This window comes from Pannonibacter carbonis, from assembly GCF_003012935.1.
Lineage (GTDB): Bacteria > Pseudomonadota > Alphaproteobacteria > Rhizobiales > Stappiaceae > Pannonibacter > Pannonibacter carbonis.
Genome location: NZ_PUDR01000003.1, coordinates 161,758 through 182,789, shown reverse-complemented (window position 1 = coordinate 182,789; position 21,032 = coordinate 161,758). Strand labels below are relative to the sequence as shown.

The 21,032-nt window shown below is 64.4% G+C and carries 20 protein-coding genes; 7 read left to right on the top strand and 13 right to left on the bottom strand.

Annotated features, from left to right (window positions below; genetic code table 11):
- Positions 1-2: 2 nt before the first annotated feature.
- From C8348_RS05100 to C8348_RS05075, 6 genes are read right to left on the bottom strand one after another with little or no spacing between them, the layout of a single operon-like run.
- Complete coding sequence (locus C8348_RS05100; RefSeq protein ID WP_106752200.1) at positions 3-422, bottom strand: acyl-CoA thioesterase; 420 nt, start codon at positions 420-422, stop codon at positions 3-5.
- The gene (locus tag C8348_RS05095) at positions 419-1,567 is read right to left on the bottom strand and encodes an acyl-CoA dehydrogenase family protein (protein WP_106752199.1); all 1,149 of its coding nucleotides are present in this window, start codon (positions 1,565-1,567) and stop codon (positions 419-421) included. The genes C8348_RS05100 and C8348_RS05095 overlap by 4 nt, the downstream gene beginning before the upstream one ends.
- A gap of 1 nt (position 1,568) precedes the next feature.
- A complete protein-coding gene (locus C8348_RS05090; RefSeq protein ID WP_106752198.1) occupies positions 1,569-2,381 on the bottom strand; it encodes an enoyl-CoA hydratase family protein in 813 nt (270 codons plus the stop codon).
- Positions 2,378-2,851, bottom strand: coding sequence for a MarR family winged helix-turn-helix transcriptional regulator (locus C8348_RS05085; protein ID WP_208983559.1), 474 nt, complete (start codon positions 2,849-2,851; stop codon positions 2,378-2,380). The genes C8348_RS05090 and C8348_RS05085 overlap by 4 nt, the downstream gene beginning before the upstream one ends.
- Entirely contained in the window at positions 2,848-3,600 is a 753-nt protein-coding gene (locus tag C8348_RS05080; protein ID WP_208983557.1) for an SDR family NAD(P)-dependent oxidoreductase, read from the bottom strand. The genes C8348_RS05085 and C8348_RS05080 overlap by 4 nt, the downstream gene beginning before the upstream one ends.
- A complete protein-coding gene (locus C8348_RS05075; protein ID WP_106752197.1) occupies positions 3,597-5,882 on the bottom strand; it encodes a bifunctional salicylyl-CoA 5-hydroxylase/oxidoreductase in 2,286 nt (761 codons plus the stop codon). The genes C8348_RS05080 and C8348_RS05075 overlap by 4 nt, the downstream gene beginning before the upstream one ends.
- Before the next feature lie 529 nt (positions 5,883-6,411).
- Between C8348_RS05075 and C8348_RS05070 the strand changes: the two genes are divergently transcribed.
- Positions 6,412-8,580: an anthranilate synthase gene (locus tag C8348_RS05070; RefSeq protein ID WP_106752196.1), complete on the top strand. Its 2,169-nt coding sequence runs from the start codon at positions 6,412-6,414 to the stop codon at positions 8,578-8,580.
- A 51-nt stretch (positions 8,581-8,631) separates the two neighbouring features.
- On the opposite strand, the gene C8348_RS05065 is transcribed toward C8348_RS05070, so the two are convergent.
- A complete protein-coding gene (locus C8348_RS05065; protein ID WP_106752195.1) occupies positions 8,632-9,726 on the bottom strand; it encodes a metal-dependent hydrolase in 1,095 nt (364 codons plus the stop codon).
- A 139-nt stretch (positions 9,727-9,865) separates the two neighbouring features.
- Complete coding sequence (locus tag C8348_RS05060; protein ID WP_106752194.1) at positions 9,866-10,897, bottom strand: hypothetical protein; 1,032 nt, start codon at positions 10,895-10,897, stop codon at positions 9,866-9,868.
- A 145-nt stretch (positions 10,898-11,042) separates the two neighbouring features.
- Here C8348_RS05060 and C8348_RS05055 point away from each other — a divergent pair, with 145 nt between their 5' ends.
- Positions 11,043-12,104 carry a trypsin-like serine peptidase gene (locus C8348_RS05055; RefSeq protein ID WP_157950381.1) on the top strand — a complete coding sequence of 354 codons (1,062 nt, stop codon included), beginning with the start codon at positions 11,043-11,045 and terminating at the stop codon, positions 12,102-12,104.
- Between the two features lie 14 nt (positions 12,105-12,118).
- On the opposite strand, the gene C8348_RS05050 is transcribed toward C8348_RS05055, so the two are convergent.
- The gene (locus C8348_RS05050; protein WP_106752192.1) at positions 12,119-12,553 is read right to left on the bottom strand and encodes an Lrp/AsnC family transcriptional regulator; all 435 of its coding nucleotides are present in this window, start codon (positions 12,551-12,553) and stop codon (positions 12,119-12,121) included.
- Positions 12,554-12,678: 125 nt separating this feature from the next.
- On the opposite strand from C8348_RS05050, the gene rocF reads away from it, so the two are divergent.
- Positions 12,679-13,620 (top strand): arginase, encoded by a 942-nt coding sequence (rocF, locus tag C8348_RS05045; RefSeq protein ID WP_106752191.1) that lies wholly within the window; start codon positions 12,679-12,681, stop codon positions 13,618-13,620.
- Between the two features lie 2 nt (positions 13,621-13,622).
- Positions 13,623-14,693, top strand: coding sequence for an ornithine cyclodeaminase (locus C8348_RS05040; RefSeq protein ID WP_106752190.1), 1,071 nt, complete (start codon positions 13,623-13,625; stop codon positions 14,691-14,693).
- A 6-nt stretch (positions 14,694-14,699) separates the two neighbouring features.
- Here C8348_RS05040 and C8348_RS05035 read toward each other — a convergent pair whose 3' ends face one another.
- Together C8348_RS05035 and C8348_RS05030 are read right to left on the bottom strand one after the other, a co-directional pair.
- Positions 14,700-15,485: an FkbM family methyltransferase gene (locus C8348_RS05035; RefSeq protein ID WP_106752189.1), complete on the bottom strand. Its 786-nt coding sequence runs from the start codon at positions 15,483-15,485 to the stop codon at positions 14,700-14,702.
- A gap of 128 nt (positions 15,486-15,613) precedes the next feature.
- Positions 15,614-15,988, bottom strand: a complete 375-nt coding sequence (locus tag C8348_RS05030) for a winged helix-turn-helix transcriptional regulator (RefSeq protein WP_106752188.1) — start codon at positions 15,986-15,988, stop codon at positions 15,614-15,616.
- Positions 15,989-16,148: 160 nt separating this feature from the next.
- On the opposite strand from C8348_RS05030, the gene gstA reads away from it, so the two are divergent.
- From gstA to C8348_RS05015, 3 genes are all read left to right on the top strand, one after another.
- A complete protein-coding gene (gene gstA, locus C8348_RS05025) occupies positions 16,149-16,760 on the top strand; it encodes a glutathione transferase GstA (protein WP_106752187.1) in 612 nt (203 codons plus the stop codon).
- Positions 16,761-16,833: 73 nt separating this feature from the next.
- Positions 16,834-17,208, top strand: coding sequence for a nuclear transport factor 2 family protein (locus C8348_RS05020; RefSeq protein ID WP_106752186.1), 375 nt, complete (start codon positions 16,834-16,836; stop codon positions 17,206-17,208).
- A gap of 29 nt (positions 17,209-17,237) precedes the next feature.
- Positions 17,238-17,447 carry a tautomerase family protein gene (locus C8348_RS05015; RefSeq protein ID WP_106752185.1) on the top strand — a complete coding sequence of 70 codons (210 nt, stop codon included), beginning with the start codon at positions 17,238-17,240 and terminating at the stop codon, positions 17,445-17,447.
- Positions 17,448-17,781: 334 nt separating this feature from the next.
- Here the strand turns inward: C8348_RS05015 and ilvD are convergent, their stop codons facing one another.
- Both ilvD and C8348_RS05005 read right to left on the bottom strand, forming a co-directional pair.
- On the bottom strand, positions 17,782-19,617 hold the full coding sequence (gene ilvD / locus C8348_RS05010) for a dihydroxy-acid dehydratase (RefSeq protein ID WP_106752184.1): 1,836 nt from the start codon (positions 19,615-19,617) through the stop codon (positions 17,782-17,784).
- Positions 19,618-19,863: 246 nt separating this feature from the next.
- Positions 19,864-20,964, bottom strand: a complete 1,101-nt coding sequence (locus C8348_RS05005) for an alkene reductase (RefSeq protein WP_106752183.1) — start codon at positions 20,962-20,964, stop codon at positions 19,864-19,866.
- Between the last annotated feature and the right edge of the window lie 68 nt (positions 20,965-21,032).

Sequence of the window (21,032 nt, the reverse complement as noted above, 5' to 3'; positions counted from 1 at the left end):
GGTCATTGGTCTTGTCCTTTCAGGCAATGGGCATTCATCCGCTCGCGCAGGCGTGTCGGCCAGGCCTCTGGCCGGCCCTCGCGGCCAACCCAGACGAGGGTCAGGCGAACGGCGAGACGGGTGTCCCCGTCCTTGGTGAGCTGGAGCGCGAAGTCGGCGCTGCTCGTACCGATCCGGGTCAGGTCGAGGGTCCATGTCACGGTCTCGCCGAGCCGCGATGGCGCGCGGAAGTCGGCTTCGATGTGGACGGTCGGGACGGCGTTGCCCTCCTCGAGGTGAATGCGGGAATAGGGATAGTCCAGCACTTCGGCGAAGAACTGCTCGACCATCAGGTTGGTCATCTCGAAATAACGTGGATAGAAGACGATCCCGGCGGCATCGCAGAGGCCGAAGGTGATGTCGAAGCGCCGCTCGTAGCTCATGACACCTGCTCCGCGAGCGCCGCACGGGCGATGACGATCTTCTGCACGTCGCTGGCACCCTCGTAGATCCTGAGAGCCCGGATCTCGCGGTAAAGGCTTTCGACCATGAAGCCCTTGCGCACGCCATCGCCGCCATGCAGCTGCAGCGCGGCATCGATCACCTTCTGCGCCGTCTCCGTGGCATGGAGTTTGGCCATCGCCGCCTCGCGGCTGACGCGGGGCGCGCCCATGTCCTTGGTCCAGGCGGCGCGATAGATGAGGAGCGCCGAGGCGTCGACGCCCAGGGCCATGTCGGCGATATGCCCCTGGACCATCTGCAGGTCAGCCAGCGGCGCGCCGAACAGCTCGCGCGTCGTGACCCGGCCCAGCGCCTCGTCGAGGGCGCGGCGGGCAAAGCCGAGCGCGGCCGCTCCGACGGTGGAGCGGAACACGTCCAGCACGGACATGGCGATCTTGAAGCCGTCGCCCCGCCGGCCGATCAGGGCACTGTCGGGCAACTCAATGTCGTTGAAGCGCAGATGCGCCAGCGGATGCGGGGCCATCACCTCGATCCGCTCGACGATCTCGAGCCCCATTGCGTCCGCCGGCACCAGAAAGGCCGACAGGCCCTTGGCGCCGGGCGCCTCGCCGGTGCGGGCGAAGACGACATAGACATCGGCAATGCCGCCGTTGGAGATGTAGGTCTTCTCGCCGGAGAGGATGTAGCCACCCTGCACCTCACGCGCGGTGGACCGGGTGTTGGCGACATCGGAGCCGGAGCCCGGCTCGGTCAGGGCAAAGGCCGAAATCGCCTCACCCTTGCGGGTCCTGTCGAGCCAGCTGCGCTGCTCGGGCGTGCCGAACAGCGACACCGCGCCCATGCCGAGCCCCTGCATGGCAAAGGCGAAGTCGGCGAGGCCATCATGGCGGGCAAGCGTCTCGCGGATGAGGCAGAGGCTGCGCACATCCAGCTTCTCGCCCGCCCCTGCGCCCGAGTGGGTCAGCCAGCCGGCCTGCCCGAGATCGGCCACCAGCTTGCGGCAGGCAGCGTCGGTGTCGCCATGATCGACGTGAAGATGATCGCGGCACCACGCATCGAGCCCTTCGGCCAGTTCACGGTGACGCGGCTCGAAGAAGGGCCAGCCAAGGAAAGAGCGGTCCGCCATCTCAATTGCCCTCGAAGACCGGCTTTTCCTTCGCAACGAAGGCGTGGTACGCGCGGGCGAAGTCCTGCGTCTGCATGCAGATCGCCTGGGCCTGAGCCTCGGCCTCGATGGCCTGTTCCAGCCCCATGTTCCATTCCTGGTTCAGCTGGGTCTTGGTGATGCCATGGGCAAACACCGGGCCGCTGGCGAGGCGCCGGGCCAGTGCCATGGCCTCGGCTTCCAGCGTCTCGGCGGAATGCAGGGCGTTGAAGAAGCCCCAGCGTTCGCCCTCGGCCGCGCTCATGGTGCGGCCGGTGTAGAGGAGTTCGGCCGCCCGGCCCTGGCCGATGATGCGCGGCAGCATGGCGCAGGCGCCCATGTCGCAGCCGGCAAGGCCGACGCGGGTGAAGAGGAAGGCGGTCTTGGCCTCCGGCGTGGCCAGGCGCAGGTCGCTGGCCATGGCAACAATCGCCCCAGCCCCGACGCACACGCCGTCAACCGCCGCGATGATCGGCTTGCCGCAGCCGATCATCGCCTTGACCAGATCGCCGGTCATTCGCGTGAAGGCGAGCAGGCCCTTCATGTCCATGTCGACCAGCGGGCCGATGATGTCATGCACGTCGCCGCCGGAGCAGAAGTTGCCGCCGTTGGAGGCAAAGACGACGATGTCGACGTCGGTTGCATAGACCAGCGCGCGGAACGTGTCGCGCAGCTCGGCGTAGCTGTCGAAGGTGAGCGGGTTCTTGCGGTCCGGCCGGTTGAGGCTGACCCGGGCGATCCGGTTCTCCACCTGCCACAGGAAATGCTGCGGCTTCAGGTTGGCGAGTTCGGTCATTGGCTGTCCTTCCCCATCCGCTTCAGGATGTCTTTCAAGATGTCGAAATCGGCGTCCGTCAGGCGGGAGAACAACATGTCCACCTCCCGCTCATGGTCGGCCGCAAGCTGTTCGAACTGGGCCAGGCCCGTGTCGGTCAGCGACACATGCACCGTGCGCCGGTCGGCTTCGCTTGGCACGCGACGCACCAGTCCGTCCTTCTCGAGCCGGTCGACGACGGTGGTAGCGTTGCCATTGGAGACCAGCAGCATGCGCGACAGCTCGCTCATGCTCATCGGCACACGGCGGCGGTAGAGCGCGGCCATGACGTCAAAGCGCGGCAGGGTCGTGTCATGCTCGACGCGCAGGAACTCGCGCAGATGCGCTTCGGCCGCCCGGGTCACCCCGAGCAGCCGGATCCAGGTCTTCAGACGGCGCTTCGACAGGGAGACCTGCGGCTGCGTGCCGTGCATGTCCGGATCGGTCGTCATGCCTCGCCTCCCGAAATCGCCAGAGCCTGGCCGTTGATGCCCTCCGATCCCGGCCCCGACAGATAAAGCGCCATGGCCGTCACCTCGTCCGGACGGACCAGACGCCCCTGCGGATTGGTGGAGGTCAGCGCGGCAAGCGCCTCGTCCCGGCTCTTGCCCGTCTTGTCCATGATGTTGGCAATGGAACGCTCGGTCATTTCCGTATCCAGAAAGCCCGGGCAGATGGCGTTCACCGTCACGGGCTTGCGCGCGACCTCCAGGGCCAGCGCCTTGGTCAGGCCGACGACGCCATGCTTGGCCGCCACATAGGGGGCGACATAGGCATAACCCTTCAGCCCGGCGGTCGAGGCGACCGAGATCAGCCGCCCCCATCCGCGCATCTGGTTGAGACCTGCCCGGAAGGTGAGGAACACGCCGGTCAGGTTCACGGCCAGCATGGCGTTCCACTGGTCCATCGACGTCCGGCCAAGGGGCGCGCTTTCGGCGGCGCCAGCATTGGCGATGACGATGTCGACGGGGCCGGCCGCAGCAAACAGAGCTGCGACGCTGGCTTCGTCAGTCACATCCGCAGTAATGGCGCACACGCCGGGATAGAGCGCGGCGACGGCATCAAGCGGCTCCTGCCGCCGTCCTGCAATCACCACCTCGGCGCCCGCAGCCGCGAAGCCGCGGGCAAGGTCGGCACCGGTTCCAGTGCCGCCCCCCGTGATAAGAACCCTGCGTCCCTGGTGCACGCCTTCCTCCATCATGCCCGGATCGTCTCCTGTTGCCGTTCGCGCAGGCGGAAGGCGAGATCGCGGCCGCCCTTGTAGGGTGCGGGCCATTCGGACGCCGTGTCCCCCTGCTCGACGGCAGCATGCAACGTCCAGTAGGGATCAGCCAGATGGGCACGGGCGAGACAGACAAGATCAGCGCGTCCGGCCATCAGGATGCCGTTGACCTGGTCCCAGTCCGAGATGTTGCCCACCGTCATGGTCGGAATGCCGGCCTCGTTGCGGATACGGTCCGAGAACGGGGTCTGGAACATGCGGCCATAGATTGGCTTCTCGCCCGGATCGGTCTGACCCGAGGACACGTCGATGATGTCGGCACCGGCAGCGCGGAACATGCGGGCGATTTCCACCGCATCTTCCGGCGTGACGCCATCCTCGCCCATCCAGTCATGGGCGGAGATGCGCACCGACATCGGCTTCTCGTCCGGCCAGACCTTGCGCAGGGCGGTGAAGATCTCGAGCGGATAGCGCATGCGGTTCTCGAGCGAGCCGCCGTACTCGTCCGTGCGACGGTTGGTGACCGGCGAAATGAAGCTCGCCAGCAGGTAGCCGTGGGCCGCGTGCATTTCGATCATGTCGACACCGGCGCGGTTCGCCATCTGGGCGGCGGCGACGAACTGGTCGCGCACCATGTCCATGTCGGTCCGATCCATCGCCTTGGGCACCTGATTGTGCGGACGATAGGGGATGGCGCTGGCACTGAAGGTTGGCCAGTTGCCGCTGTCCAGCGGCTGGTCGATGCCGTCCCAGGCGAGCTTGGTCGAGCCCTTGCGGCCGGAATGACCGATCTGGACGCAGAGCTTGGCACTCGTCTCGGCGTGGACGAAGTCGGCCAGACGCTTCCACGCGGCCTCATGCTCGGGCGCATAGAGGCCCGGGCAGCCCGGGGTAATGCGGCCCTCCGGTGAGACGCAGGTCATCTCGGTGTAGATCAGCCCTGCCCCACCCTTGGCGCGCTCGGCATAATGGACGAGATGCCAGTCGGTCGGGCAGCCGTCGACCGCCTTGTACTGCGCCATCGGCGACAGGACGATGCGGTTCTTCAGGGTCATGTTGCGCAGCTTGAACGGCTGGAACATCGGGCGACGGCCCTTCTGGCCGCCCGCCTGTTCGGCAAACCAGTCCTCGGCCGAGGCGAGCCAGGCAGCATCGCGCAGACGCAGGTTCTCGTGGCTGATGCGCTGCGAGCGGGTCAGCAGCGAATAGGCGAACTGGGTCGGCGGCATGTCGAGATAGCGCTCGACCTGCTCGAACCATTCCAGCGAGTTGCGCGCTGCAGACTGCAGGCGCAGCACCTCGATCCGGCGCTCGTCCTGGTAACGCTGGAAAGCCGCTTCCATCGTCGGTTCGGAGTGCAGGTAAGTGGCGAGCGCGATGGCGCTGTCGAAGGCAAGGCGCGAGCCCGAGCCGATGGAGAAATGGCCGGTGGCGGCCGCATCGCCCATCAGGACAACGTTTTCGTGATACCACTTGTCACAGATCACGCGCGGGAAGTTCATCCACACGGCCGAGCCGCGCAGATGCGCCGCGTTGGACATGAGCTTGTGGCCGCCGAGGTGATCCGCAAACACCTTCTCGCAGGTCTCGATGGTCTCTTCCTTCGACATGTGCTCGAAGCCGAACTTGTCCCAGGTCTCCTGGGTGCATTCGACGATCACGGTCGCAGTGTCGGCATCGAACTGGTAGGCGTGCACCCACATCCAGCCGTGCTCGGTCTTTTCGAAGATGAAGGTGAAGGCGTCGTCGAACTTCTGGTGCGTACCCAGCCAGATGAACTTGCACAGACGCACATCGACATCCGGCTTGAACACCTCGGCATATTCGCGGCGCACCAGCGAATTGATGCCGTCGGTCGCCACCACCAGATCATAGTCCTTGCGGTAGTCTTCGGCCGACTTGAACTCGGACTCGAACTGCATGGTGATGCCGAGCTCGCGGGCGCGTTCCTGCAACAGGATCAGCAGCTTCTTGCGGCCGATACCGGCAAAGCCGTGACCACCCGAAACCGTGCGCACGCCATCGTGGATGACGGCGATGTCGTCCCAGTAGGCGAAGTTGGAGCGAATCGCCTCGGTGCTCTTGGGATCGTTGAGCGCCATCTTGCCGAGCGCGTCATCCGACAGCACGACGCCCCAGCCGAACGTGTCGTTGGCGCGATTGCGTTCCATCACGGTGACCTCGTGGCTGGCATCGCGCAGCTTCATCGAGATCGCGAAATAGAGGCCAGCAGGCCCACCACCCAAGCACAGGATCTTCATTGCCGCAGTCCCTTCCGTTTGCCTTGTTGAGTCAGAGCCTGCCACCAGCCGGAAATTATTTCAAGCTTGAAATATCTGATTGTGACAACTCGGCGCAGGCGAGGCTCCGGGAGGGAGAGCAAGCCTCAACGGACCTTGGCACAGAGACCCAGATGGCAGGGTTCTTCGGCGGTCTCATTCGATCATCCCCCAAAGCGGGCCCCTTGCCTAAACCGCAAATAATTCAAGCTTGAAGCGACCGGTCTATTTTGCAACAGGGGCGCGGGAAGTGCTGCGGGGATGATCTTTTGCCCCCCTTCCCCGGTTGCCTGTCGCTCCTGGCTGCGCTACGCAAACGGGCATGAACACGCAGATGATCCTCAAGGGCTGGTGGTGGCGGGACGCATAAGAGCGGCCTTGCGATTTCTCATGTCCTGACGTGATCGAAGTTGACCCAAAGGCCGCCGCGGCAAGACCCGCAGGCGGCCTTTGGTCTGTCTGGGGACAGGTTCAAGGCCTGGAGCGGCGGCCCAACGTGGAGGAAACCGGAATGCCGGCATCGGCTCAGCAGATCTTCAAGAGCGCAGGCGGGGTGACCATCACCCGCAGTTCCCGTCCCTCCGACTATGCGTCCGGCACCTCCGACTGGATCGACCGGCTAGACGCCGAACGCGGCGCTGTTCTCTCCTCCTCCTATGAATATCCGGGCCGCTACACGCGCTGGGACATGGCGCTCGTCAATCCGCCGCTGGTGCTGGAAGCTGCCGACCGGTCGATCTCGATCCGGGCGCTCAACGCGCGCGGCCGCATCCTGATGCCGGCGGTCACCCGCGTCCTGAAGGCCCATGCCGATGTCGCCTCTCTCACGGAAAGCGACGGCCGCATCGATCTGGTCGTGAAGAAGCCGGACGGGCCGTTCCGCGAGGAAGACCGCTCGCGCCAGCCGTCCACCTTCTCGGTCGTGCGGGCGCTGAAGGAGCTGTTTGCCTGCGACGACGACCAGCTCGGCCTCTACGGCGCCTTCGGCTACGATCTTGCCTTCCAGTTCGAGCCGATCGAGCTGAAGCTGAAGCGGCCGGACGACCAGCGCGACGTGGTGCTGTTCCTGCCCGACGAGATCCTCATCGTCGACCATCACGCCAAGCGCGCCTATGTGCTGGAGTATGACTTCGAGATCGACGGCCAGACGACCCGCGGCCTGCCGCGCGACGGCGAGAAGCAGCATTACCAGCCGGCCAACGAGGATCCGGGCCGCGGCGACCATGAGCCGGGCGAATATGCCAAGATCGTCGACCGGGCGAAGGAGTATTTCCGCCGGGGGGACCTCTTCGAGACCGTGCCGGGCCAGACCTTCTACGAGCCCTGCGCCAATCCGCCGTCGGCGGTCTCGCGCCGGCTGCAGCAGATCAACCCGTCGCCCTATTCCTTCTTCTTCAATCTCGGCAACCGGGAATATCTGGTTGGCGCATCACCGGAAATGTATGTCCGCGTGACCGGTGGCCGGCGTGTCGAGACCTGCCCCATCTCCGGCACCATCCGGCGCGGCAAGAACGCCATCGAGGACGAGGCGCAGATCCGCAAGCTCTTGAACTCGGCCAAGGACGAGGCCGAGCTGACCATGTGCTCGGACGTCGACCGCAACGACAAGAGCCGCGTCTGCGTGCCCGGCTCGGTCAAGGTGATCGGCCGCCGCCAGATCGAGATGTACTCCCGCCTCATCCACACCGTCGATCACATCGAGGGCATCCTGCGCGAGGACATGGATGCGCTCGACGCCTTCCTGTCGCATGCCTGGGCCGTCACCGTGACCGGCGCGCCGAAGCGGTGGGCGATGGAGTTCATCGAGGCCAACGAGAAGAGCCCGCGCGCCTGGTATGGCGGGGCCATCGGCGCGGTCCTGTTCAACGGCGACATGAACACCGGCCTGACGCTGCGCACCGTGCGCATCAAGGATGGTGTCGCCCAGATCCGCGCCGGCGCGACGCTGCTCTATGACAGCGTGCCGGAAGAGGAAGAGGCCGAGACCGAGCTGAAGGCCGAGGCGATGCGCGCGGCCGTGCGCGAGGCCGGCCTTGCCGTCAAGGCGACCGAGACGGTGAAGGCCGCGAAGCCCGGCAAGGGGCTGAAGATCCTGCTCGTCGACCACGAGGACAGTTTCGTCCACACGCTGGCCAATTACTTCCGCCAGACCGGGGCCGATGTCGTCACCTACCGCACACCGGTTGCCGACCACGTCTTCCACGACGTCAATCCGGATCTGGTCGTGCTGTCGCCGGGACCGGGCAGCCCGAAGGACTTCGATTGCGCGGCCACCATCGGCCGGGCGCGGGCAAGGGCACTGCCGATCTTCGGCGTCTGCCTCGGGCTGCAGGCGCTGGCCGAGGGACTTGGCGGGGAACTGGGCCAGCTCGACGTGCCGATGCACGGCAAGCCGTCGCCAATCTCGATCCTTGGCAATTCGCTGCTGTTCGCGGGGCTGAAGTCGCCGGTGATCGTCGGCCGCTACCACTCGCTCTATGCGAAGAAGGACAAGCTGCCGAAGGAGTTCCGCATCACGGCGGAAACCGAGGATGGCGTCGTCATGGCCATCGAGCACGAGCTGGAGCCGATTGCCGCCGTGCAGTTCCATCCCGAGAGCATCATGTCGCTGGATCAGGACGGCGGGCACAAGATCATCGAGAATGTGGTCACGCGGCTGGTGAAGGCGCGTAGAGCCTGATGCCTGAGCCGGGCAGCCCTGTGGCTGCCCGGTTTTATCCGACGCAAAGCGTCAGCCCGGGGTGCCCGCAGCGGGGGTGGCCTTGCACTGCAGCGGCCCGCCCGACGGAACCGGTGCACCGGTCATCTCGGCCTGCCGGTCGGCCGGGCGGCCGGTGATGCGGGCCCAGAGCCAGCCGCCGTCACCATCGCCCATGCGCCTGTGGCTGAGATCGCGCTCGGCGGGGATGCCGGTCGCCGCGCCGTCGCGGAGGTCAGCCAGGGCAAACTGGAACACATAGTCCGGCGTCATGCCCATGCGCAGGTCCGAGACGACAAGACGCCCGTCACGCTCTTCGGCTTTCAGAAAGCCGCGGCTGAACCAGGCGAGCTTGGCATAGGCGTCGCTGCCGGCAACGCAGGCCGCAAGGTCCGGACGACGGGGATGCGTGTAGACCGGAACCGGGTCCGGGCCGTCGAGCAGCGACAGGTAAACGTTGTGATAGGCTGCGTCCTCCAGGGCGATGACCTTCCACATCACCGTATTGAAGGGACCGGCAATCGCCAGGACCTGTTCCGGCTCGATCCCCTTCGCGGCAAAGACCTCACGTGCCCGCGCCTCCATCTGCGACTGGATGACGACGCCCAAGCCGAGATAGGCCGTGCTGAGCACCAGGGCCACCGCGACACCCCGGCCCAGCGCCCGGCTCCAGCCGGACCGGACCAGTGCCCAAACGGTGACGGCCAGGAGCGGCAGCGTGTAGAGCGGATCGGCGATGAACACCGAGCCGACGCCGACCGGATCGGGGAAGACCGGCCAGAACAGACGCGTGCCGTAGATCGTCATGGCGTCCAGCAAGGCATGTGTCGACAGGCACAGGAATACCGTCAGCATGGCCAGGAGCCGAGCCTCGCGCAGCCCCTTGAACAGCCGCACCAACCCTTCGCCCAGCAACGGGGCTGCAAGGGCATGCACGAAGAGAGAATGGGTCCAGCCGCGGTGATAGACGAAACTGTCCACCGGATCGGCAAAGGGAATGAGCACGTCGAGATCCGGAAGCGTGCCAAGCACACCGCCAATCAGCGCCGCCTTGCGCGCGCCAACCTTCGGACCAATGACAAGGGCGGAGACGGCGGCGCCGAGAACAAACTGCGAGAGGGAATCCATAAACCAGCCATTTTGGCCCGTGAACGGGCTGAGTAAGAAACGCCATTTGATCTGGCGTTTGACTTACGGCCTTGCAACCCCTTGGGATCACTGCGGATCCGGATTTCTCTCCTCAGCCCACAAACCCGGAGACATCAAATCAGCTGACACCGGCCTTCTTCAGCACCTTGCGGAAGCGGGCGGCTACCTTGGCGAAGCCGTGGTTGGTGCCGTGGATCTCGTCGATCCAGTCGGAGACATCCGGCATGGCACCGCGGCAGTCGACAAGCCAGATGTTGGTCTGCTTCGGATCGCCGGAAATAACACCGAGCATGTCATAGAGCGCATCGACCAGGAACCTGATGATGTTCCGGCGCAAGTCGCGATCCTTGATCTTGCGTGCGTCCAGCGGTTCGCCAAGCCATTCGTTCTTCTTGGCGTGCTTGGGCTTGCGCGGATCATCCGGGCCGTCCGGATAGGGAAAAGCATAGTCGTAGCCGTGAATGAAAATCGGAACCTTGGCGAATTCCTTGTACTGGCGGATGTTGTCGATGACATGCCGGTAGGCCTCGTCAAGATAGGCGATCTTCTGGGCCAGCACCGCCATGTTGATGTGACCGGCGACGTCGGCGGCATTGCCATTGAATGGCTTCAGCATATCATGCAACACGGCAACGCCCGTATCCGGGTCCTCGCCGATGATGTCGTTGCCGGCAGCGGAAAACAGGAAGCCCTTGACGTGCTTTCGCTGGGTCCAAAGGGCCGCCAGATACTCGGTGCCATTGTCACCGGTGGGGCCATAGACCATGTTCTGCGCCGTGTCGCCGGCCGCGCCGACGGAATAGATCAGGTAGTCCTTGCCGAGATGGTCAATGACGTCCTTCACCAGAAGCGGAAACTGATGCCAGCTGTCGCCTTCCTCCACCAGAACCGGGAACTTCTCGCCCGCGTTCAGGCGATTGCGGAAGGTGACCTGCCGGCGCCAGCGCGAGACGCTGTTGCCGATCTGCAGCGCATTCTCGAGTTCCTCGAGATCCGGCGTCATGGCGACCTTCTTCGGGTCGGGCCGCAACTCGAAGTCAAACCCGCCGCGTCCCTTGCGCACGACCGACACCGCAAGGATCTGTTCATCGGTCGTAGCGGGGTCTGTCAGGAGAGCGAGATAATCTGAATAGCTGATCTTCTTTGCCATGCGTTCCTCCCGGGGAGCACGTTCCGGCGTCTGCCGGATTGCCGGTGGCGCCCCGGCAAGGACACTAGCCTGCCGCTGCGGAACATCCTAAACTCTGAATTGCAGGATGCGCAATACGCGTCACAGCGCCTGCGGAGGAGCGATCATGGGTATTTCGCTGGAACACCTGGGCGACAGCCTCATGGAGGCGGCCGCCAAACGCGTCCGTGACCGCCTGCCGGCCCTCGCAAAGTCGAAAAGCTTTGCCCGGCGCGGTCTGGTTTCTCCGACCGAAACCACGGCCCGCATTACCCGCTATGTCGAAGCCACCAGCCGTGCCATCCTGCCGGAACGGGCAGCCGCCCGTGCCGACATCACGACAGGCCAGGAAGCCCTGATCGGGACCAATGATCTCCTGTCCATCGAGTTCCTGGAAGCTGGGCTGCTGGCGGCGCGCGCCGTGGGGCGGATTGAGATCATGGGAACCGGCCTGTTCGGCACAGGGTTCCTTGTCGGGGATCGTCTGCTCCTCACAAATCACCATGTCCTCCCGGCCCCGACGCTGGCCGGGGCAACGGTGGTCACCTTCGGTCACGAGGAGCAGAAGTTCGGGACGCCCAGCGTACCGGCCGACTTTTCTCTTGAACCGGCCCGGTTCTGGCTGACGGATCCGGTGCATGACTTTACGCTTGTTTCCCTGTCGGCGCAAAGCGATCTGGGTGTGCCTCTCGACAGCTTCGGCTGGCACCCGCTGCACGAGGAAGGCAAGATCCTTGAGGGCCACCCGGTTGCCATCGTGCAGCACCCGCAAGGCAGGCCGAAGACGATTGCCCTGCACAACAGCTACTTCCTCATCGTCGACAATGCCTCGCCAGACGACCAGTTCTGCTGGTATTCGGGCGATACGGAGCGGGGCAGTTCCGGCTCGCCGGTGTTCAATCGCGACTGGCAGGTGGTGGCCCTGCATCACAAGGCGGTGCCGCGCACCAACTCGCGCAACGAAATCCTCGACAAGTTCGGCAAGACCATGAGCGAGGCGCGCTACAAGGCCAATCCGGATCTGGTCGACTATGTCGCCAACGAAGGTGTGCGTGCCTCCCGGCTCAGGCGCGCCATTGTGTCAGCTGCCTTGGCCGACCCGGCTCAGGCCGCGCTGCGCGATGGTCTCATCGCCTTGTGGGACAGCCCCAAGGGCCGTTCCCTGCGCGCGCGTTTCCCAGCCCCGTGAAAAGCTCCCGGTGATCAACGTGGCCGCGCCTTAAGCGTCGCCAGCATCAGGCTGGTTTCCGTCGCCGCGACGCCCTCGATCATGCGGATGCGGTTGAGCGCGGCATCAAAGCTCGCAAGATCACCGGTCGCCAGTTCGATCACCAGATCCCATCGCCCGTTGGTCGAATGGATCGTGCGCGCCTCGGGCATGCCCGTGATGCGGCGAATGACGCTGTCCGTGCGTTTTCCCTCGATGGCGAGCAGCATGACCGCACGGATCGGCAGGTCCTGCGCCTCGTTGCGCAGGACGGCCGTGAAGCCCTGGATCTCGCCACTGGCAATCAACCGGTCCAGCCGGCTGCGAATGGTGGCGCGGGACAGGTCCAGATCCAGCGCCAGATCGGAAATCGACCGGCGGCCATCCTGGCGCAGGGCCGCGATCAGTGCCCGGTCGGTCTCATCCAGCATGACTTGTCCATTTTGCTCGAAGGTACTTTTCAATCTGCGCAAAGATACGCGCATTTTGGGCGCTTCTCCAAGTTCTTTCCGCCGCTTCCGTCAGCCATGCTGGTTGGAAATGTCAGTTGCTGCGGATGGAGGATCCCTTGCATTCAATCGCCCTGCTGGGTGCACCGATCGAGGAAGGCACCGGACGACGGGGCTGCGTGATGGGCCCCGCCGCCTATCGCACGGCGGGTCTCGTTGACGAGCTGGAGGCGCTTGGCCTCATGGTCACCGATCTTGGCGATGCCGCACCGGATGCCGCGCTTGATGTTCCCGATGACGATCCAAAGCTGAAGCATCTGCGCAAGGTGGCCGGCTGGACGCGCAGCCTTGCCCGCCACGCAGAAGAGCTGGCCATGGGGCCGCAGCTGCCGATCTACATGGGCGGCGATCATGCGCTGGCGCTCGGCACGCTCGCTGGCCACGCTGCCGCAGCCGCCAGGCTCGGGCGCCCGCTGTTCGTGCTGTGGCTCGATGCGCACTCGGACTTCAACACCTTCGAAAGCACCGTCAGCGGCAATCTGCACGGCACCCCGCTCGCCTTTGCCTGCGGGTTGCCGGGCTTTGACGTCCTGATGGGCGGGCCGCTGAAGCACACGCTGGATCCGGCCAACCTTTGCCTTCTCGGCCTCCGGTCGGTCGATCCGCCAGAGCGGCGCATGATCAAGGATCTTGGCATAACCGCGCATGACATGCGGGCCATCGACGAGACCGGCATCGCCCGGCTCCTCGGCCCGTTCCTGGAGCGTTGCGCTGCTGCAAACGGCTTGCTGCATGTCAGCCTCGACGTCGACTTCATCGACCCGGACATCGCGCCGGCCGTGGGCACGACAGTGCCCGGCGGCGTCACCTTCCGCGAGGCGCATCTGGTGATGGAGATGCTGCATGACAGCGGCCTCGTCACCTCGCTCGATCTCGTTGAACTCAATCCCTTCCTGGACGACCGGGGCCGCACCGCGCGGCTGATGGTCGATCTGACCGCCAGCCTGTTCGGCCGGCGCATCATGGACCGTCCGACCCGGAGTTTCTGATCATGGCCTATGCCCCCTCGTCCCTCGCCCTCGTGCCCTTCGTCAGCGTTGAAAACATGCTGCGCCTGGTCAACACCATCGGCATCGAAACCTTCCTGACCGAGCTTGCCGGCTTCATCGAGGAAGACTTCCGCCGCTGGCCGCTGTTCGACAAGACGCCGCGTGTCGCGTCCCACTCGCGCGAAGGCGTCATCGAGCTGATGCCGACATCGGATGACGTTTCCTACGGCTTCAAATACGTGAACGGCCATCCGAAGAACACGCAGACCGGTCGCCAGACCGTCACTGCCTTTGGCGTGATGGCAGCTGTCGATACGGGCTATCCGGTGCTGATCACCGAGATGACCCTGCTGACCGCGCTGCGCACCGCTGCCATGTCCGCCGTTGCCGCCCGGCATCTGGCGCCAAAGACCGCCCGCTCCATGGCCCTGATCGGCAATGGCGCGCAGTCGGAGTTTCAGGCGCTCGCCTTCAAGACATTGCTCGGCGTCGACCGGCTGCGCCTTTATGACATCGACCGGGCTGCAAGCCTGCGCTGTGCCCGCAACCTCTCCGGCTTCGGGCTCGACGTGACGGTCTGCACCACGCCGGAAGCCGCCGTCGAGGGCGTCGACATCATCACAACGGCGACGGCCGACAAGCAGCTTGCCACGATCCTCACGGACAACATGGTTGCGGCAGGACAGCACATCAATGCGGTCGGCGGCGACTGCCCCGGCAAGACCGAACTGCACCGGGACATCCTGCTGCGCTCCGACATTTTCGTCGAATACACGCCGCAGACCCGGATCGAGGGCGAGATCCAGCAGTTGCGCCCGACCCATCCGGTGACCGAACTGTGGCAGGTGATGACCGGCGCGGCAGAGGGCCGGACCTCGGACCGGCAGATCACGCTGTTCGATTCCGTTGGTTTCGCGGTGGAGGACTTCTCTGCCCTGCGCTACGTCAAGTCGCTGATCGGCCGTGTAGCAGCCTACGAGATGCTTGATCTTCTAGCCGATCCGGATGATCCGCGTGACCTGTTCGGCATGGTGCTCCGGGCCCGCACCGAACTGAAGGACCTGGCGTCCTGAAGCAGGTCAGCCGAGGCCGGGCGCGTTGCCGGGAACGAAGACATAGTCCCAGATGCCGGTGCGCTCCGCCTCGCGATAGCCGAGGCTTTGAAGAACCTGGTTGACCTCGGCGTGATTGGCTTCGAAGATCTCGATGAAGATCACGGGGCGGTAGCGTGCAAGGAACATCCGTGCGCCTTGCAGGACGGCAGCCTCGAAGCCTTCGACGTCAATCTTGATGAGGTCCACCTGATCGAGACCCAGATCCTCTGCAAGCGTATCAAGGCGGGCCAACCGGAGATCACCGGCAGGGTCCGCAGCCATGACCGCAGCACCGCTGTTACGAGCGGTGAAATGCGCCACCCGCGCGCGGCCATCCTCGGCACCGAGCGCAATCTGATGCGCCTCGATCCGGTCAGCAAAGCCGTTGACAGCAATGTTCCGGGTCAAGAGGGCAAAGTTGGCAGGAGCAGGTTCGAAGCAGATGACATGCCGTGCGTTTCGCCGTGAGGCCCAGTAGAGCGCGTGGTTGCCGATGTTGGCGCCAATGTCGAGGATGACGGCGCCCTCGGGCAGATAACGGTCGGCCACAGCCAATTCCGTGCGGGCGGTGAAGTCCCGGGCCCGGAAAATGTCCCGTTGCAAAGCGTCGTCGGAGAGGTCCGGCAAATGCATGCGCACCCCGCCGGCCAGTTCCACCGGCTGATCCGCCTGACGGATCTGGGCCTTGAGAAACTCGATATCCTCGCGCAACTCGCGCACCACGCGGGTGCGCTTGACCAGACTGTTGACCGCCTTCAGTACGAGTTTCATGCGCCCTCCCCGACCTGGCTCACGCCACCGGAGGACTGAGCTGCATGTCCTTACGTTACGGTCTTCATTTGCAACGTCAATGCCTCAGGGCAAACCTCTGCATTGATTCATTCATGCCGGTCCCGCAGTCAGGCGAGATCAGCCGGATCAACGCGCTCCAGCCGGCGATGCCGCAATTTCTTCGATACATGGGCGATCGCCTGGATAGCCGGAATGAGCTCTAGCCCCAGATCGGTCAAGGCATATTCAACCGAGGGCGGGGAAGTCGGCATGACGGTGCGCTGAACCACACCCTCCTCTTCCAGTTGGCGCAGGCGCTCGGTCAGGACCTTGGCCGAGATCGGGGGAATGTCCACGCGCAACTCGCTGAACCGGCGCGGCCCGCCGGACAGATACCAGATGATGTTGGGCGTCCACGCCCCGCCTAACAGGGACAAGCAGTCACTCAAGGGGCAGTTGCCCGGCGGATGCGGTGTCCGGTTCTTGCGCAGCTTCAAAGCCATCGTGATGCTCCTGTGACAGGTGGCGAGCCTTGGAGTTACCGCCTGGTAATCCCATTCGCTTCGTAACCTATCGTACCCTGGTTTACAAAAGTAACCAGAGCCTCCTACATGGTCGGCGCGGACAGCGTTTCGTCCGCATCCGAACCCCACGGAGTTCCAGATGAAGCTTTACTTCTCCGCCGGCGCCTGCTCGCTTGCCACGCATATCGTCCTGCGCGAACTTGGTCTCGGCTTTGACAGCGAACGCGTCGACACCAAGACCAAGGTGACCGAGACGGGTGCCAATTTCTACGACATCAACCCGGACGGCTATGTGCCGGCCCTGCAGCTGGACAACGGCGAAGTCGTTACCGAAGGCGCCGCCATCCTGCAGTACCTGGCTGACCAGCATCCGCAGTCGAAGCTGGCTCCGACGCCGGGTTCCTGGGAGCGTACCCAGCTGCACCGCCAGCTGAACTTCATCGCCGCCGAGCTGCACAAGTCCTTCTCGCCGCTGTTTCGTGGCGCCGAAGGCGATGCTCGCACGGCAGCCATCAACACACTGGGCGTCAAGTTCAAGCATTTCGACCGCCTGCTGGCCGATGGCCGCCCCTATGTGATGGGCGACACCTTTACGGTGGCCGATGCCTACCTCTTCACCGTTCTGAACTGGACTCGCTTCGTTCAGGTTGACCTGTCGCCGTGGCCGGTCCTGGTTGCCTATCTGGAGCGCGTTGGCGCACGCAAGCCGGTGCAGGACGCACTGGTCGCAGAAGGCCTCGTCGCCGCCTGATGCGCCTGAGGCACCGGCTCCCCCCATCCGGTGCCTCCTCTCCTGCAGATCCCCGTAACAACAGGTTGCTCAGATGGACAAGACGCTGGAAGACCTGAAAGCGGTCATCCTTTCCTATTTCGACGCCCTCAATCGCAGTGATGCGGAGCTGCTCGGCTCAGTCTTTCACGACAAGGCGCTCTATGCGTCGACGACAGGCGGTGACATCCGTTTCTGGTCGATGGAACACTACCTGCCAATCGTGGCGGCAAGGCCAGCCCCGGCGAGCCGCGGCGAGGTCAACAACGGACGCATCGTCTCGATCACGATTGCAGGTCCGGATGCGGCGACCGCCATCGTTCAGATGACACTTCTTGGCCGGGACTACACGGACATCCTGTCCTTCGTGCGCCAGGACGGGCGCTGGCGGATCGCCGCCAAGGTTTTCGATTCCACCCCCAAGCCCTGACCGGCTTCAGCGCAGAAAGGCAAAATGACATGCCCTATGTGAACATCAAGGTGACCCGTGAGGGCGTCACATCAGCCCAGAAAGCCCAGCTGATCGAAGGCGTGACCACGTTGCTGTCCGACGTGCTTGGCAAGAACCCCAACACCACATTCGTTGTGATCGACGAAGTCGACCTCGACAACTGGGGCATCGGCGGTCTGCCCGTGACCGAGTTCCGGCAGCGGCAGGCAAAAACCTGATCACGCAACTGGCTCCGTCCTGTCGCTGGAAATGAAAAGGCCAGACACCCTTGCGAATGCCCGGCCGAGCTCGATGACAAACCCCAACCTCAACCGGGGTCATCCCGGCCAAGCGCAGCGCAGAGCCGGAACCGGAGAGTCGAGGCCTCTATGTTTCAGTCCGTTCATCCCGGAGAGACCTTGGCTCTCCGGTCCCGGATCTCCGCTTCGCTCTCGTTCGGGATGACCGTAGACCGTAGAAAGTTTACTAGAAGTCTGGGCCGGACATTCTCCCGAATGCCCGGCCTTTTGTCAGACTGCATCTGCTACGGCACGAACACCCCGTGCCGTTCGGTTACTCCGGCAGCACGCGGACAGCACCCTTGTCGGCCGACGAGGCGAAGGCCGCATAGGCCTTCAACGCCGTAGTGACGTTGCGCTTGCGGAACTCGGCCGGCTTCCAGCCCAGCTTGTCCTGCTCGGCGCGGCGTGCGGCGAGTTCAGCTTCCGGGACCAGCAGGTTGATGGTGCGGTTCGGAATGTCGATCTCGATGGTGTCGCCCTGACGGACCAGACCAATGGCACCGCCCTGAGCCGCCTCCGGTGATGCGTGGCCGATCGAGAGGCCCGAGGTGCCACCCGAGAAGCGGCCGTCGGTGATGAGCGCACAGGCCTTGCCGAGGCCCTTCGACTTCAGGTAGCTGGTCGGATACAGCATTTCCTGCATGCCGGGGCCGCCCTTCGGGCCTTCGTAGCGGATCACCACCACGTCGCCTGCCTTGACCTCATTGCCAAGGATGCCCTTGACGGCAGCGTCCTGGCTTTCGAACACCACGGCCGGACCAGTGAACTTGAGAATGGATTCATCCACGCCCGCCGTCTTCACGATGCAGCCATCCAGCGCGATGTTGCCATAGAGCACGGCAAGACCACCATCCTTGGAGAACGGGTGTTCAACCGAGCGGATCACGCCGCCTTCGCGGTCGGTGTCCAGCTCGTCCCACCGCGAGGACTGGCTGAAGGCAACCTGGGTCGGCACGCCGCCCGGCGCTGCCCTGAAGAACTCGCGCACGCTCTCCGAGTTGGTCCGGGTGATGTCCCAGCGGTCGATGGCGTGTCCCAGCGTCTCGGCATGAACCGTCGGGCAGTCGCGGTTGATCAGGCCGCCGCGGTCGAGTTCGCCGAGGATGCGCATGATGCCGCCCGCGCGGTGGACGTCTTCCATGTGCACGTCCTGCTTGGCCGGCGCGACCTTCGACAGGCAAGGCACCTTGCGCGACAGACGGTCGATGTCGTCCATGGTGAAGTCGACACCGCCCTCATGGGCAGCGGCCAGGATGTGCAGCACCGTGTTGGTCGAGCCACCCATGGCAATGTCGAGCGCCATGGCATTCTCGAACGCAGCCTTCGAGGCAATCGTGCGCGGCAGGACGTTTGCGTCATCCTGCTCGTAGTAGCGGCGCGCCAGATCCACGATCAGATGGCCGGCTTCGATGAACAGGCGCTTGCGGTCGGCATGGGTTGCCAACGTCGAGCCATTGCCCGGCAGGGACAGGCCCAGCGCCTCGGTGAGGCAGTTCATCGAGTTGGCCGTGAACATGCCCGAGCAGGAGCCGCAGGTCGGGCAAGCCGAGCGCTCGATGACCTTGACGTCCTCGTCGGAAATCTTGTCATCCGCGGCCGCGACCATGGCATCGACCAGATCGAGCGCGACGGTCTTGCCGTGCAGCACCACCTTGCCCGCTTCCATCGGGCCACCGGAGACGAAGACTGCCGGGATGTTGAGCCGCATGGCGGCCGAGAGCATGCCCGGGGTGATCTTGTCGCAGTTGGAAATGCAGACCATGGCGTCGGCACAATGGGCGTTGACCATGTACTCGACGCTGTCGGAGATGATCTCGCGCGACGGCAGCGAGTAGAGCATGCCGTCGTGGCCCATGGCGATGCCGTCATCGACCGCGATCGTGTTGAATTCCTTGGCGACGCCGCCAGCCTTCTCGATCTCGCGCGCGACGAGCTGGCCGAGATCCTTCAGGTGCACATGCCCGGGCACGAATTGGGTGAAGGAGTTGACCACGGCAATGATCGGCTTGCCGAAATCCTCGTCCTTCATGCCGGTGGCGCGCCAAAGGCCGCGCGCACCCGCCATGTTGCGGCCGTGGGTGGTGGTTCTGGAACGATAGGGGGGCATCTGGAACTCCCTCAGGGTTTTGTCGTCTGCGGGGGCGTCCTCCCGCGGCCGGCGTTGCGGCATGACGTGATATTGAGGGTGTGCCAGCTTTTGCAAAGGGGGAAAAGGGCAGAAAGCAAAAAAAGAGTACGCTGCGGTACGGTTTTGATCGCTCGAAACAGATCGGCCTCGCGGCTGGGGGAAACCGCGAGGCCGTGGCGGCTGGCGCAGAGAGAGGACTGCGCCGGCCGGAAGACGAGTTCAGGCTCAGGCCGCCTGGCCGCCGGCAAGGGCCGGATAGTCGGTGTAGCCCTTGGCACCGCCACCATAGAAGGTGGTCCGGTCCGGCTCGTTGAGCGGTGCGTTCTGCTTCAGGCGCTCGACCAGGTCCGGGTTCGAAATGAACGGACGGCCGAACGCGATCATGTCGGCGCGGCCGCCCTCGACGGCAGCCATGGCGCTGTCACGGTCATAGCCGTTGTTGGCGATGTAGACACCGCTGAAGCGCGCGCGCAGGGCGTTGATGTCATGGCCCGGTGCCAGCTCGCGCGCACCACCGGTCTGGCCCTCGACCATGTGCAGATAGGCAAGGCCGTAGCCGTTGAGGATGTCGATGGCGGCACCAAAGGTCTCCATCGGGTTCTCGTCGGAAATATCGTTGGCGTTGGAGAAGGGGCTAAGGCGGATGCCGACCCGGTCTGCGCCGATGGCACCGACGACCGCGTCCATCACTTCGCGCAGGAAGCGGGTGCGGTTTTCCAGGCTGCCGCCATAGGCATCCGTGCGGGTGTTGGAACCGGTGCGCAGGAACTGGTCGATGAGATAGCCATTGGCCGCGTGGACCTCGACCCCGTCAAGGCCGGCGGCAATGGCGTTCTTCGCGGCCTTTGCGTAGTCCGCGACTATGCCCGCGATTTCCGCGGTCTCCAGCGCACGCGGCATCGGGGTGTCGACAAAGGCGGTGCCGTCAAAGGTCTTGGACTTGGCGGCAATGGCAGAAGGGGCGACGGGTGCGACGCCGCCCGGCTGCAGCACATTGTGCGAGATGCGGCCCACATGCCAGAGCTGGATCACGATCTTGCCGCCCTTTGCGTGAACCGCTTCGGTGACCTTCTTCCAGCCTTCGACCTGCGCATCGGAATAGATGCCCGGCGTCCAGGCATAGCCCTTGCCCTGGGGCGAGATCTGCGAGGCTTCGGTGATCAGCAGTCCCGCGCTGGCGCGCTGCGCGTAGTACTCGGCGTTCAGCGCGTGCGGAATGTCACCTTCGGGCAGCGCCCGGTTGCGGGTCAGCGGGGCCATGGCGATGCGGTTCGCCACATCGATGGCACCGGCCTTGAGCGGGGAAAACAGCTTGCTGTCAGACATCGGCAGTTCCTTCTTGCGTGTTCGATTTCAATCATGTTCTGGACTGTTCAGTCCAATATTATCCACAC